General features: G+C 71.5%; 10 protein-coding genes. 5 read left to right on the top strand and 5 right to left on the bottom strand.

Annotated features, from left to right (window positions below):
- Positions 1–6: 6 nt before the first annotated feature.
- The 4 genes from AB0O29_RS10585 to AB0O29_RS10600 all read right to left on the bottom strand — a co-directional run bounded on the left by AB0O29_RS10585 (position 7) and on the right by AB0O29_RS10600 (position 3,790).
- Positions 7–627 (bottom strand): hypothetical protein, encoded by a 621-nt coding sequence (locus tag AB0O29_RS10585; RefSeq protein WP_365149215.1) that lies wholly within the window; start codon positions 625–627, stop codon positions 7–9.
- 34 nt (positions 628–661) lie between these two features.
- A complete protein-coding gene (locus AB0O29_RS10590; protein ID WP_365149218.1) occupies positions 662–1,438 on the bottom strand; it encodes an ABC transporter permease in 777 nt (258 codons plus the stop codon).
- Positions 1,435–2,409, bottom strand: coding sequence for an ABC transporter ATP-binding protein (locus AB0O29_RS10595; RefSeq protein WP_365149302.1), 975 nt, complete (start codon positions 2,407–2,409; stop codon positions 1,435–1,437). Before AB0O29_RS10595 ends, AB0O29_RS10590 begins: the two co-directional genes overlap by 4 nt.
- A gap of 91 nt (positions 2,410–2,500) precedes the next feature.
- The gene (locus tag AB0O29_RS10600; protein ID WP_365149221.1) at positions 2,501–3,790 is read right to left on the bottom strand and encodes an NYN domain-containing protein; all 1,290 of its coding nucleotides are present in this window, start codon (positions 3,788–3,790) and stop codon (positions 2,501–2,503) included.
- A gap of 212 nt (positions 3,791–4,002) precedes the next feature.
- Between AB0O29_RS10600 and AB0O29_RS10605 the strand changes: the two genes are divergently transcribed.
- The gene (locus AB0O29_RS10605; protein WP_365149224.1) at positions 4,003–4,170 is read left to right on the top strand and encodes a hypothetical protein; all 168 of its coding nucleotides are present in this window, start codon (positions 4,003–4,005) and stop codon (positions 4,168–4,170) included.
- Between the two features lie 99 nt (positions 4,171–4,269).
- Here the strand turns inward: AB0O29_RS10605 and dnaE are convergent, their stop codons facing one another.
- Positions 4,270–7,809, bottom strand: coding sequence for a DNA polymerase III subunit alpha (gene dnaE / locus AB0O29_RS10610; protein WP_365149227.1), 3,540 nt, complete (start codon positions 7,807–7,809; stop codon positions 4,270–4,272).
- Positions 7,810–7,979: 170 nt separating this feature from the next.
- Here dnaE and AB0O29_RS10615 point away from each other — a divergent pair, with 170 nt between their 5' ends.
- The 4 genes from AB0O29_RS10615 (at position 7,980) to AB0O29_RS10630 (ending at position 12,753) form a co-directional block, all read left to right on the top strand.
- Complete coding sequence (locus AB0O29_RS10615; RefSeq protein WP_365149229.1) at positions 7,980–9,305, top strand: DUF2252 domain-containing protein; 1,326 nt, start codon at positions 7,980–7,982, stop codon at positions 9,303–9,305.
- A gap of 103 nt (positions 9,306–9,408) precedes the next feature.
- Positions 9,409–10,101 (top strand): hypothetical protein, encoded by a 693-nt coding sequence (locus AB0O29_RS10620; protein ID WP_365149232.1) that lies wholly within the window; start codon positions 9,409–9,411, stop codon positions 10,099–10,101.
- Between the two features lie 50 nt (positions 10,102–10,151).
- Entirely contained in the window at positions 10,152–10,946 is a 795-nt protein-coding gene (locus AB0O29_RS10625) for a DsbA family protein (protein ID WP_365149235.1), read from the top strand.
- A 127-nt stretch (positions 10,947–11,073) separates the two neighbouring features.
- Complete coding sequence (locus tag AB0O29_RS10630) at positions 11,074–12,753, top strand: alkaline phosphatase D family protein (RefSeq protein ID WP_365149237.1); 1,680 nt, start codon at positions 11,074–11,076, stop codon at positions 12,751–12,753.
- The last annotated feature ends 143 nt before the right edge of the window (positions 12,754–12,896 follow it).

Genomic DNA, 12,896 nt, shown 5'->3' on the forward strand with positions numbered 1-12,896 from the left:
AAGCTCTCAGCCCTGCGGCGGCTTCGCGTCCGCGTGGACGTGGGGCGGCGGGTACGTGCCCTCCCAGGGGACGACCGGGGCCGGGTCCCGGGGCCCGAAGGCGGCGGTCAGGCACAGGTGGACGAGGGCGGCGGCCATCGGCCACCCCAGCAGCACCCCGTACGCCAGCAACTGCATCGGCGCGTCGAACGGCACCCCCACACCGGCCTTGGCCGCCGACGCGGCCACGTCGGAGCCCGGCCCCAGCCACAGCCCCATCCGCCAGCCCAGCAGCGCGGCGAAGCACGAGCCGACCGTGAGGCCGACGACCTGCGGGACGCCCCCGCGGCGCCGCCAGAGGAAGAGCGCGAGCGCGCTCAGCGCGCCCAGCCCCAGCGACAGCAGGAAGAAGGTGCCGTCGGCGCCGATCCGCGACTCGCCCTCGGTGTTCTTCAGGAAGACGGCCTGGCCGTTGGAGACGTACTGGACGCGCGGCGCGAGCCAGACCCACAGCAGCGCGAGGAGCGCCCCGCAGACGCCCACCACGAGGGCGACGGCGGCCCCGTCCCGGATGTCCGCCGGGGTGACGGCGGGCTCCTGGTCGGGCAGGTCGACGGGCGGCAGCGGCGGGGTCACGGCTTCGGTCACCCCCACATCGTGCCAGGTGACCCCGGCGACCGCGTCAGCGGACCGCCGCCCGCCGGTACGCCCAGGTCGCGACGGCGAGGGAGACGACCCCCACCGCCCCGCACACGCCGAGGTCGGCGAGGACCGCCGCCCAGTCCGGATGCGGGTCGAAGGTCCGTGCGAAGGCCTCCACCCCGTACGTGGACGGCAGCAGGTTCCGCGCCCAGACGATCACCTCGGGCATCCGCTCGGCCGGCAGCACCCCGAGCAGCAGCGCCGCCGACATGCCCAGCTGTCCGGCCAGGGTGGCCAGCTCCTGCCGGGGTGCCAGCAGGCCCAGCGCCGCGCCGAGCCCGGCCAGCGCCGCCCCGGCCAGCGGCACCACCGCGGCCAGGATCCACAGCCCGCCCATCGGCAGCCCGAACAGCACGCACCCGAAGACGGCCGTCACCAGCGTGCCCGGCAGGGTGAAGGAGGCGTACGCGGCGGCCGCGCCCAGCACCACCGCGGCGGGCGGCACCGGCAGGGTGGCGTAGTGGTCGAGCCCGCCGCTCGCCCGGAGCTGGCCGAAGTACTGGGCCAGGAGGTTGAGCGCGACGAAGGCGACGACCAGGACCGAGGATCCGGCGACGACGGCCCGCGCCTCGGAGCCGCCGTCCACCACGCCCCGCATCAGGACCATGATGCCGACGGACTGGAAGGTGGCCACGAAGAGCAGCGGTATGCGGGCCACGCGGGCCCGGGACAGCTGGGCCCGGTAGACGGCCGCGAGGGCGGGCAGCAGCCGGGCCCGGGGGGCGAGGACGGCGACGGGGGCGGCAGCGGTGGTCACGACTTGACCAGACCCTTCATCCGGCCGCCCAGCGCGAGGTAGACGTCCTCCAGGCTCGGCGTGGCCAACGTGAAATCGTCGAGGGCGGCGAAGGCCGGTCCGCCGGTCACGGCGGCGACGGCGGCGCGGGCCTGGTCCTGGCCGAGCCGCAGCACCCAGCGGCGTCCCGACTCGGCGGCCAGCGGCGCCAGCGCGGCGACCTCGGGCACCTCCAGCGGTGCGGCGGTGCGCCACACCAGTTCCAGGCGGACCTCGTCGGAGACCCTGGACTTGAGGCCGGCCGGGGTGTCGCAGGCGATGACCCGGCCCTGGTCGATGACGGCGACCCGGTCGAGGACCGTCTCCGCCTCGATGACGTTGTGGGTGACCAGCAGCACGGTCGCCCCGTGCGCGGCGCGGCGCCGGTCCACGGCCGCCCAGACGGCGCGGCGGGCGACGGGGTCCATGCCGGTGGTGGGCTCGTCGAGGACGAGCACGGGCCGCTCCCCCACGAGCGCGGCGGCGAAGCAGGCGAGCCGCCGCTGTCCGCCGGAGAGCTTCTTCAGGGGGCGTCCGGCGATCTCGGTCAGCCCGAGCTCCTCCAGCACCTCGTCGCGGGCGGTCCGGGCGGCGCGGGCGGTGAGTCCGCGCAGCCGGCCGGTGGTCTCGGCGGCCAGGGAGACGGTGAGCTCGTCGAGGGCGGTGGACTCCTGGCCCAGGTAGGCCAGGAGGCGCGAGGCCCGCTCGGGGTGGCGTACGAGGTCGTGGCCGAGCAGGGTGACGGAGCCGGAGTCGGGCCGCATCAGTCCGGTCAGCTGGCGGACCAGGGTGGACTTGCCGGCGCCGTTGGGGCCGAGCAGTCCGAAGACCTCGCCGCGCCGGACCTCCAGGCAGATCCCGTCGGTGGCCCGGGTCTCGGGCAGGGCGGGCGCGCCGCGCCGGCCGCGTACCGCGGGGTAGGTCTTGACCAGGTCACGCACCGCGCAGACCACCCCGGAAGCCGACCCTGCGGCCTCTGCCGTGGTGTGCCCTGCCTGTGCTGTGCCCGTACTCACGAGGGAGCAGCCTACGCGGCTTCCGCCCCTACTCGGCCGCCGGGGTCATCGGCGCCACCGATGCGGAGGCTGTCGCTCCGCCCACGTGCTCGGCCGCGGCGCGCACGTCGATCTCCCTCCAGAACCCGGCGCGGATGGCGTAGCGGTCGTGCTCGTCGATCTGGTCGTCCTTGTGCGCGAGGAGCCCGAAGCGGGCGGCGTAGCGCAGCAGCTCCCCGTCGATGCGGTGCGGGACGCGCGGGTACATGGTGGCGAGCTTCTGCAGGTGGACGGATTCCGGGAGGCGTTCCATCCAGCGGCGGGCGAAGACCTGGCCGACCTCGAAGGGGTCGCCGCCGACGGTGGTGATGTCCTCCTCGCGGTCGGCCCAGCGCTGCTCGGCGCTGGTGAGCTGGGCGAGGGTGGGCAGGGAGGCCGTCTCGGCGGGTTCGCCGAGGGGGCCGGGGCGGTCGATCCAGCCCTTGTCGGAGGACCAGCGCAGGGCGCTGCCGGCCGGGCTGGGCGCGCCGTGGGCGTGCGCGGGGGCGCCGTGGCCCTGGCCGGGGGCGCGCAGGCCCGCGAGGTCCTTGGGGGTGGGGACGGCGGGTTTGGCGCCCTCGGTGGCGGGCGCCGGTACGGCCGCTCCGTTCGCGGCGGGCTCGGGGGCGGCCGGGGCTCCGTTGCGGGCGGCCTCGGCGAGTGCGGCCTCGGGGAGCGGGGCGGAGAGGATGGCGGCGATCTCGGGGCGCGGGGCGGGCGCCGGGGCGCAGAGTCCGGCGAGGTCGCGGGCGCGGACGGCGCGGGTGATCCAGGCCCGGTCGAGGACGCGGCGTTCGTCGGCCTCGGCGACGAGGTCCTCGGACTGGTTGTAGTCCCCGTCGGCGGCCTGGACGGCCCACAGGTGGACGGCGACCCCGTGTTCCTTGGCGGACATCAGTCCGGGCAGCAGGTCGCCGTCGCCGGTGACGAGGACCACGTCGGAGCAGGCCCGGTTGCGGGCGAGCTCGGTGAGCTCGGCGTGCATGGCGGCGTCGACGCCCTTCTGGGCCCAGCGGCCGTCGCTGCGGGTCAGGGCGCCGAGGCGGACGGTGACGCGGGGCATGACGCGCAGCCGGCGGTGTTCGGGCTGGGGCACCCGGTCGGGGGCGCCGTCGAACCAGTAGATCCGCAGGAGCGGCTGCTGGGTGTCGGCCTCGGCGCGTTCGCGCAGGCCCTGGATGAGGGCGGAGTGGTCGACGGTGATGCGGGAGCGCGAGGGTTCCCCCGCGAGGAGGCTCGCGGCCGCGCCCAGCAGGTATCCGGCATCCACCAGGACGACGCAGCGGTCCACGCGTTCCACCCTCTTCCGTGGGGGTCCTCGACAGGTTTTCCCCGAGTCTGCCCGACCGCAAGGGCGTTGACGGCCGGAACTGGATCAACGGCGTGGCGTATCTCCCGGGAGGCCCGGCGAGGCGCACCGCTACGCACGGCAATGATCCAAAATGCGCCGTTTGTTGCGGTGTGTGAGGGTGAAGGCGGCCCTGGCCCCTACACCCCCCACGGAGGCATCCCATGGCCAAGAACAAGAACCAGAAGCAGCCGGCGAAGCAGCAGCCGCGCTCGGGCGGGCAGGACATGGCGAAGGGCTCGACGGAGACCTCCGAGGACCGCCCCTCGCAGTCGCCCAGTCCGCTGGACATGGCGCACAAGAGCAAGTCGAAGCGCTTCGGCCACAACTGACGCCTCCGCGCGAGCGGTGATCGCGAAGGGGGCCCGCCCCGGCACTGCCGGGGCGGGCCCCCTTCCGCGTACGGGTGCCGGGCGCTTCGCCCGTCCGGGCTAGCCGGCCAGGCAGGAGGGGCCGAGCAGCACCTTGAGGTCGCCGAAGAGGGCCGGGTCGGGCTGGACCCGGTGGCGGTCCAGGCGCAGCACGGTGGTGGTGCGCGGCCCCTGGAGCTTGATCCGCACCTCGGTGTTGCCCTTGTGGTGGCGCAGGATCTCGCCCAGTCGGGTGACCATCGGCGGGGTGACCTTGACGGTGGGGATGGTGAGGACGACGGGGGCGTTGGTGCCGGCGGAGGAGAGGTCGGGGACCATCATCTCCATCGCGACCAGGCGGGGGACGTCCTCGCGCTTGTCGAGGCGGCCCTTGACGAAGACGACGGTGTCCTCGACCAGCTGGGTGGAGACGAGCTGGTAGGTGGCGGGGAAGAACATGCACTCGATGGAGCCGGCCAGGTCCTCGACGGTGGCGATGGCCCAGGCGTTGCCCTGCTTGGTCATCTTGCGCTGGAGGCCGGAGATGATGCCGCCGATGGTGACGACGGCGCCGTCGGAGTGCTCGCCGCCGGTCAGCTGGGAGATGCCGGCGTCCGTCTTGTCGGAGAGGACGTGCTCCAGGCCGAAGAGCGGGTGGTCGGAGACGTAGAGGCCGAGCATCTCGCGCTCCTGGGCGAGCAGGTAGGACTTCTCCCACTCGACGTCGGAGAACTCCACGTCGAGGCCGAAGCCGGGCTCGCTGCTCTCCTCGTCACCCATTCCGCCGAAGAGGTCGAACTGCCCCTCGGCCTCCTTGCGCTTGACCGCGACCACGTTGTCGATCATCGATTCGTGGTGGGCGACCAGGCCCTTGCGGGTGTGGCCCATCTCGTCGTAGGCGCCGGCCTTGATCAGCGATTCGACCGTGCGCTTGTTGCAGACGACGGCCTCGACCTTGTCGAGGAAGTCGGGGAAGGAGGAGTACTTCCCCTTGGACTTCCTGGTCTTGATGATCGAGTCGACGACGTTCTGGCCGACGTTGCGGACGGCGGTGAGGCCGAAGAGGATCACGTCGTCGCCCTGGGCGGCGAAGTTGGACTCGGACTCGTTGACGTTGGGCGGGAGCACCTTGATGCCCATGCGCCGGCACTCGTTCAGGTAGATCGCGGACTTGTCCTTGTCGTCCTTGACCGAGGTGAGCAGGCCCGCCATGTACTCGGCGGGGAAGTTCGCCTTGAGGTAGGCGGTCCAGTAGGACACCAGCCCGTACGCGGCCGAGTGGGCCTTGTTGAAGGCGTAGCCGGCGAAGGGGACCAGGACGTCCCAGAGGGCCTGGATGGCCTGGTCGGTGTAGCCGTTCTTGCGGGCGCCCTCCTGGAAGATCGTGAAGTTCTTCGCGAGCTCCTCGGGCTTCTTCTTGCCCATCACGCGGCGCAGGATGTCGGCCTCGCCGAGCGAGTAGCCGGCGATGATCTGGGCGGCCTTCTGCACCTGCTCCTGGTAGACGATCAGGCCGTAGGTGACCGCGAGCACCTCTTCGAGGGGCTTCTCCAGGTCCGGGTGGATCGGGGTGATCTCCTGCTGCTTGTTCTTGCGCAGGGCGTAGTTCGTGTGCGAGTTCATGCCCATCGGGCCCGGGCGGTAGAGCGCGGACACGGCGGAGATGTCTTCGAAGTTGTCGGGCTTCATCAGGCGCAGCAGGGAGCGCATGGGCCCGCCGTCGAACTGGAAGACGCCGAGGGTGTCGCCCCGGCCGAGCAGTTCGAAGGTCTTGGGGTCGTCGAGCGGGAGGGCCAGGAGGTCGATGTCGATCCCCTTGTTGGCCTTCACCATCTTGACGGCGTCGTCCATGATCGTGAGGTTGCGCAGGCCGAGGAAGTCCATCTTCAGCAGGCCGAGCGACTCGCAGCTCGGGTAGTCCCACTGGGTGATGGTGACCTGGTCGGTGTGGCGCACCCAGACCGGTACGTGGTCGGTGATCGTCTCGCTGGACATGATCACGCCGGCGGCGTGCACGCCCATCTGGCGGACCAGGCCCTCGACGCCGCGGGCGGTGTCGATGACCTTCTTCACGTCGGGCTCGTTCTCGTACATCCCGCGGATCTCGCCGGCCTCGCCGTAGCGGGGGTGCGAGGGGTCGAGGATGCCGGAGAGCGGGATGCCCTTGCCGAGGACGTCGGCGGGCATGGCCTTGGTGAGCCGGTCGCCCATGGCGTACGGGTAGCCGAGGACGCGTGCGGAGTCCTTGATCGCGTTCTTGGCCTTGATGGTGCCGTAGGTGCCGATCATGGCGACCTTGTCCTGGCCGTACTTCTCGGTAACGTACCTGATCACCTCGACGCGCCTGCGCTCGTCGAAGTCGATGTCGACGTCGGGCATGGAGACGCGCTCGGGGTTGAGGAAGCGCTCGAAGATCAGGCCGTGGGTGAGCGGGTCGAGGTCGGTGATGCCCATGGCGTACGCGACGATCGAGCCGGCCGCGGAGCCTCGGCCGGGGCCCACCGCGATGCCCTGGTTCTTGGCCCACATGATGAAGTCGGCGACCACGAGGAAGTAGCCCGGGAAGCCCATGGAGATGATGGTGTCCATCTCGTACTCGGCCTGCTTCATCCGGTCGTCCGGGATGCCTCCGGGGTAGCGGCGGTGCATGCCGCGCATGGTCTCCTCGCGGAACCAGCTGACCTCGGTGTGGCCCTCGGGGATGTCGAACTTCGGCATCAGGTTCCGGAACTTGAACATGCCCTCGGTGTCGACCTGCTCCGCCACCTTCCAGGTGTTGGCGCAGCCCTCCTGCCAGGCGTCCGAGGAGTCGATGGCGTACATCTCCTCCGTGGACTTCAGGTAGTAGCCGGAGCCGTCGAAGCGGAAGCGGTCCGGGTCGGAGAGGTTCTTGCCGGTCTGGATGCAGAGCAGGGCGTCGTGGGCGCCGGCCTCGTGCGCGTACGTGTAGTGGGAGTCGTTCGTGACCAGCGGCGGGATGCCGAGCTTCTTGCCGATCTCCAGGAGGCCGTCGCGGACCCGGCGCTCGATCTCGATGCCGTGGTCCATCAGCTCCAGGAAGTAGCGGCCCTCGCCGAAGATGTCCTTGTAGTCCGAGGCCGCCTGGACCGCCTCGTCGAACTGGCCGAGGCGCAGTCGCGTCTGCACCTCGCCGGAGGGGCAGCCGGTGGAGGCGATCAGGCCCTCCGACCACTGGGCGATGGTCTCCTTGTCCATCCGGGGCCACTTGGTCAGCCAGCCCTCGGCGTAGGCGTCGGAGGACAGCCGGAAGATGTTGTGGAGGCCGGTGCTGTTCGCCGCCCAGATCGTCTTGTGGGTGTAACCGCCGGAACCGGAGACGTCGTCCCGCTTCTGGTGCGGCTGGCCCCACTGGATGCGCCGCTTGTTGCGCCGGGACTCGGGGGCGACATACGCCTCGATACCGATGATCGGGGTGATCCCGGCCTTCTGGGCGGTGTGGAAGAAATCGTACGCGCCGTGGAGGTTGCCGTGGTCGGACATGGCGATGTGCGTCATGCCCATTTCATTGCAGGCGGCGAACATGTCCTTCAGCCGAGCGGCACCGTCCAGCAGCGAGTACTGGGTGTGGACGTGCAGGTGCGTGAACGGCTTCTTGGACACGGTGGGGGCCTCCGGGAGGAGAGAGGGGCGGCAGCTATGAATCCTACGTCCCGCCGGTGACAGATCCGGGGCACGGAGAGATACGGTCGGGCGTTGCAGAACCAGGAACACGCGTCCGACGTCCAGTCGGTCAGAACCCGTACCACCCCGTGCACCAGGAGGCATCCGCCATGGCGGTTCCCGAGACGACCGACGAGCAGCGCGCCGAGCAGATACTCGATGTGTTCGACACCGCTTTCGGTGAGCTGCTCGCCGCCGACCCCTCGGCCTTCCAGGTCAAGTTCCGGAAGATGGCGGCGTCGGCCTTCGCCTTCTACCGGGGCACGGCCTGCCTCTTCTACGCCGACCTGGAGCGCGACCGCCACGGCGGCCCCTACCTGGACGAGCGCACCGGCCGGGTGTGGATCCACGGCGATCTCCACGCCGAGAACTTCGGCACGTACATGGACTCCAACGGCCGGCTGATCTTCAACGTCAACGACTTCGACGAGGCGTACGTCGGCCCCTTCACCTGGGACCTCAAGCGCTTCGCCGCCTCCGTCGCCCTGATCGGCTACACCAAGGCGCTCAGCGACGAGCAGATCAGCTCCCTGGTGCGCACCTACGCGGCCGCCTACCGCGAGCGGATCCACCAGCTGGCGACGGGGGCGAAGAACGAGGAGGTGCCCTCCTTCACCCTGGACACCGCCGACGGCCCCCTGCTGGACGCCCTGCGCGACGCCCGCGCCCGCACCCGCTTCTCCCTGCTGGACTCGATGACCGAGATCCGCGACCACGAGCGCCGCTTCTCCGAGGGCGGCGGGGCGATCGAGCTGGACGCGGCCACCCGCTACAAGGTGCTGGCCGCCTTCGACGGGTACCTGGAGACCCTCCCGGAGGAGTCCCTGGTGCGCCCGGACTCCTACCGGGTCAAGGACGTGGTGGGCCGCCGGGGCGTCGGCATCGGCTCGGCCGGGCTGCCCTCGTACAACATCCTGCTGGAGGGGCACAGCGACGCCCTGGAGAACGACGTCGTGATCTACCTCAAGCAGGCGCAGACCCCGGCCGTCTCCCGGCACATCACCGACCGGGCGGTCCGGGAGTACTTCCAGCACGAGGGCCACCGCACGGTGATCTCCCAGCGGGCCCTCCAGGCGCACGCCGACCCGTGGCTGGGCTGGACCGAGCTGGACGGCGCCGGGCAGCTGGTCGCGGAGGTCTCCCCGTACGCGGTGGACCTGGACTGGTCGGACCTGGACGACCCGGAGGAGATCGCGGCGGTCGTCGCGGACCTCGGCCGGGCCACGGCCACCATGCACGCCTCGGCCGACGAGGCGGAGAGCGGCCAGTCCCTGGTCCCCTTCTCCACCGAGCGCGCCATCGACGCGGCCATCGCCGCCGACGAGGAGGGCTTCCCCAAGCTCCTGGTCGACTTCGCCCACGCCTACGGGGCCCGGGCCCGCGCCGACCACCAGATCTTCGTGGACCTCTTCCGGAACGGCCGGATCATGCCGTAGCCCCTCCGGGGCCGGGCGGAGGGGGCCCGCGGCCCGTGCGGGCCTGGCCGACAAGGCACCCCGTGATCCCTCCCTCACAGGAACCCATGACAGACTCGCGGCGATGGACATATCAGGGGCGGGACTCCGGGGGCTGCGGGCCGCGCTGTTCAGCGCGCTCGTCGTGCTGCTCTCGGCCGCCTCCCACGTGCTCCTGTCCCGGGTGCCCCTGCCGCCCGCCCTGCTGGGCGGGGCCTTCGCCTCGGTCTTCGCGCTCGCCTACGCCCTCGCGGGCCGCGAGCGCGGCTTCGGCGCGATCGCCGGGCTGCTGGTCCCGCTGGAGCTGGCGGCCGACACCGTCTTCACCGCCGGCCAGCGCGTCTGCTACGGCCCCTCCGGCGGGCCGGTCGCCGGCCCGCTGCACGCGCTGGGCCTGGACGGCCTGTGCGGCGGGACCCCGGTGGGCGGCCCGCTGGCCGAGGTGGCCGGACCCGCCGGCGACCCGGCCGCGCTGCTGGCCGCGCCCGGGCCGTGGACGCCCTGGCTGCTGCTCGGCGCGCACGTCGGCGTCGGGCTGCTCGCCGCCGCCTGGCTGCGCCACGGCGAGCGGGCCCTGGGGCGGCTGCTGCGGGCCGTCGCCGCCCTCGCCTTCCGGCCGCTGCTGCTGGCGGCGGCCTCGGTGGCGGCGGTGCCCGGCCGGGCCCGGCGGGCGCTGCGCCCCCGCCACCCCGGGGCCGTGGCCCGCACCCGCTTCCCCGCGCACTCCGTGGGCCGGCGGGGACCTCCCGTACGGACGGCGACGCATCTGAGCGTCTGACGGCCGCGTACGGACAGTCCCCCCTTTTTTCCACCTCCCCGGAGATCACCATGAGTGCACGCAACAGCCAGCAGAACAAGGCCGCCGCCCGCGAGAAGCTGCGCGTCGAGCGCGAGAAGCAGGCCAAGAAGGACAAGGCCCGCCGGCAGGTGTTCGTGGCCGGCGGCGTCGTCGCCGCCCTCGCGCTGGCCGGCGGCATCGGCTACGCGGTCGTGCAGACCAACCAGCCCGGCTACTGGGAGAAGGCCGCCGAGGCCACGCTGGTCAAGCCGAAGAACACCGAGGGCGCGGACGGCCTGACCGTGGTCATCGGCAAGCCCGAGGCGAAGAAGACCCTGGAGCTCTACGAGGACCCGCGCTGCCCCGCCTGCGCCGCCTTCGAGCAGACGGTCGGCGACCAGGTCCGCAAGGACGTCGACGCCGGCAAGTTCAAGCTCCGCTACTTCGGCGCCACCTTCATCGACAACGGCGCCAAGGGCGTGGGCTCGAAGAACGCGCTCAGCGCGCTCGGCGCGGCGCTGAACGTGAGCCCCGAGGCCTTCCTCGACTACAAGGCCGCCCTCTACTCCAAGGCGCTGCACCCCGACGAGACCGTCGACAGCTTCGCCAAGGACGACTACCTGATCAAGGTCGCGGACACCGTCCCCGCCCTCAAGGGGAACGCCGAGTTCAAGAAGGCCGTCGAGGACGGCACGTACGACCGGTGGGCGATGGACATGTCGAACGCCTTCAACAAGTCCGGCGTGACGGGCACCCCGACGCTCAAGATGGACGGCAAGAAGATCGACACCCCGGCCACCCCGGAGGCGTTCACCGCGGCCATCGACAAGGCGATCGCGGGCTGACCGGCCGCCAGGCCGCCCCTTCTTCCGCATTACCGCCAAAACGGGCGGGCGAACTCTCAAAGTTCGCCCGCCCGTTGTCGTCCGGTGACTATTCCCGGCCACATACCGATCAGTAATATGACCACCCGTGACCAGTCATCTCACCCCCCTTTCCCCTGCGCCGGATTCCGCCGCGGGTGCCGCGCACCCGCGCCGCCGCACGGTCGTTCTGGCCGCCGCGGCCACGGCGGCCCTCGCGCCGATCGCCCTGGGCGCCTCCGCGGCCCGGGCCGCCGACTCCGCCCCCGCCTTCCTGCACGGCGTCGCCTCCGGCGACCCGCTGCCCGACGGCGTGCTGCTGTGGACCCGCGTCACCCCCGTCCCCACCGCCGTGCCCGGCTCCGGGCTGGGCCCGGACACGGCGGTGGGCTGGGAGGTGGCCGAGGACAAGACCTTCTCCAGCATCGTCGCGCGGGGCTCCGTCACCGCGAGCGCCGCCTCCGACCACACCGTCAAGGCGGACGTGCGCGGCCTGCGCCCGCACACCCCGTACTGGTACCGCTTCACCGCCGGCACCACCGTCTCGCCGGCCGCCCGCACCCTCACCGCCCCGGCGGCCGACGCGGCCACCCCGGGCATCCGCTTCGGCGTGGTCTCCTGCTCCAACTGGGAGTCCGGCTACTTCTCGGCGTACCGGCACCTGGCCGCCCGCACCGACCTGGACGCGGTGCTGCACCTGGGCGACTACATCTACGAGTACAAGACCGGCGAGTACCCGGCCGCGAAGTACGTCGTGCGCCAGCACGAGCCGAAGAACGAGATCATCACACTGGCCGACTACCGGACCCGGCACGGCCAGTACAAGACGGACCGCGACACCCAGGCGATGCACGCGGCCCACCCCATCGTGGCCATCTGGGACGACCACGAGTTCGCCGACAACGCCTGGTCCGGCGGCGCCAACAACCACACCCCGGCGACCGAGGGCGACTGGGCGCCCCGCGCGGCCGCGGCCAAGCAGGCGTACTTCGAGTGGATGCCCGTGCGCGCCTCCATCGCCGGTACCGTGTACCGTCGCCTGCGCTTCGGCAACCTGGCCGACCTGCACCTGCTGGACCTGCGCTCCTTCCGCTCGGAGCAGGCCAAGGCCGGCACCGGCGCGGTGGACGACCCGGAGCGCACCATCACCGGGCGGGCGCAGCTGGACTGGCTCAAGGCCGGACTGGCGGCCTCGACCGCGACGTGGAAGCTCGTCGGCACCTCGGTGATGATCTCCCCGGTGGCCTTCGGCTCGCTGCCCGCGCACCTGCTGCAGCCGCTCACCCACCTGCTGGGCCTGCCCGAGGGCGGGCTCGCGGTCAACACGGACCAGTGGGACGGCTACACGGACGATCGCAAGGAACTCCTGGGCCACTTGAAGGACCGGAACATCAAGAACACGGTGTTCCTGACCGGCGACATCCACATGGCCTGGGCGAACGACGTCCCGGTGAACATGGCCACCTACCCGGGATCGGGCACGGTGGGCACCGAGTTCGTGGTCACCTCCGTGACCTCCGACAACATAGACGACACACTGCACGTACTGCCGCACACGGTGTCGCTCGTGGCCGAATCGGCCATCAAGGCCGCGAACTGGCACGTGAAGTGGCTGGACATGGACTCGCACGGCTACGGCGTACTGGACGTGACGTCCGAGCGCTCGCAGATGGACTACTACGTGGTCTCGGACAAGCGGCGCCAGGACGCGACCTCCTCGTGGGCCCGCTCGTACCGCACGCTGAACGGGACGCAGAAGGTGGAGCGGGTCGACCAGCCCGTCCGCTGAATCATCTGATAGACCGTCAAATCTCCTGCACGAAGGGGCCTCTGGTGCAGACCAGGGGCCCCGGGTGTACCGCAGGCAACAAATCTTTAACTTCCGGGTACTTGCGGAATGAATGACATGCACACATAAACTTCCGGCCAGCG

Source organism: Streptomyces sp. NPDC089915 (assembly GCF_040684675.1).
Classification (GTDB): Bacteria; Actinomycetota; Actinomycetes; order Streptomycetales; family Streptomycetaceae; genus Streptomyces.

Coding starts and splice junctions, on each gene's coding strand:
- AB0O29_RS10605 (WP_365149224.1), top strand. CDS start 4,003: ATGGCCAAGAACAAGAACCAGAAGCAGCCGGCGAAGCAGCAGCCGCGC.
- AB0O29_RS10615 (WP_365149229.1), top strand. CDS start 7,980: ATGGCGGTTCCCGAGACGACCGACGAGCAGCGCGCCGAGCAGATACTC.
- AB0O29_RS10620 (WP_365149232.1), top strand. CDS start 9,409: ATGGACATATCAGGGGCGGGACTCCGGGGGCTGCGGGCCGCGCTGTTC.
- AB0O29_RS10625 (WP_365149235.1), top strand. CDS start 10,152: ATGAGTGCACGCAACAGCCAGCAGAACAAGGCCGCCGCCCGCGAGAAG.